This window comes from Vreelandella nigrificans (genome assembly GCF_002374315.1).
Taxonomy (GTDB): Bacteria; Pseudomonadota; Gammaproteobacteria; order Pseudomonadales; family Halomonadaceae; genus Vreelandella; species Vreelandella nigrificans.
This window is the reverse complement of sequence record NZ_NWUX01000066.1, coordinates 1-964: the sequence shown is the minus strand read 5'-3', so window position 1 is coordinate 964 and position 964 is coordinate 1. Positions and strand designations below refer to the sequence as shown.

Sequence of the window (964 nt, the reverse complement as noted above, 5' to 3'; positions counted from 1 at the left end):
TTGCCGCTCTTGGCGGGATCGCGCTGTGGTCGATGACCCGACCGCGTCGTCGTATAAATAATAGAGTGCAGAATAACCGTCGCCTGCATGTTTCTCTCGGCTGGGCGCGGTTAATCGGTATGCTGTTATTCTCTGCGACCGGTTTGACCTGGTCACAATGGGCGGGCAGTAACGTCGACAAGATGCGCGCCGCCTTTGGCTGGTTGACGCCGCAGGTGAACGCGCAGCTGGAAAGAACCACTCCGGCAATACAGGATCCACATGCGGAACATCATATGAGACACGGGGCGATGGAGAAGACGAACGTCCCACTTCGCGTAGAGGATTTTGACGAGGTCCTGCAGGCTGCTCGCAAGTCCGGGCTGGAAGCAGGCAAGCTGGAGATTCGTCCTCCGTCGGCCTCCGGACGGGCGTGGACGGTAAATGAAATTGACAGAAGCTGGCCGACACAGGTTGATGCGGTAGCGATCGATGGTTCAAATATGCAGGTCGTGGACCGCACTCATTTTTCCGACTTTCCGCTGATGGCTAAACTTACCCGCTGGGGCGTGGATTTCCATATGGGAATTTTGTTCGGGCTTGCCAATCAGCTACTGCTTATCGTATTCGGGATTGCACTCTGCGTGATGATCGTGGTGGGGTACCGTTTGTGGTGGATACGCCGTCCCGCGAGTTCGGCCTTTAACCCGGCTAATACGCTGCTCCACGCGTGGCTGGGCTTAGCATGGCCTGCTCGTCTGTCGATCGGCGTTATCACAGTGATGTTGGGGCTGGCGCTGCCGCTAATGGGGATTAGCCTCGCGCTGTGTCTCGCCGTTGATTATCTGCGCTGGCGCGCAGCAACGGCGATGACAGAGGCTAAGTCAGTCGAATAGGTGCTTAAGGCGTGCTGATAACCACCGTGACGCGGCGGTTTTCAGCGCGTCCTTGTGCGGTAGCGTTGCTGGCTATCGGATACTTTTTC

Annotated in this window: 1 protein-coding gene; it reads left to right on the top strand. The window is 57.1% G+C overall.

All coding sequences use genetic code 11. From position 1 onward, the window contains the following. Positions 1–875: PepSY-associated TM helix domain-containing protein (locus tag CPA45_RS22480; protein ID WP_165771613.1), on the top strand; the 875-nt coding region annotated here is incomplete at its 5' end. Positions 876–964: the final 89 nt, after the last annotated feature.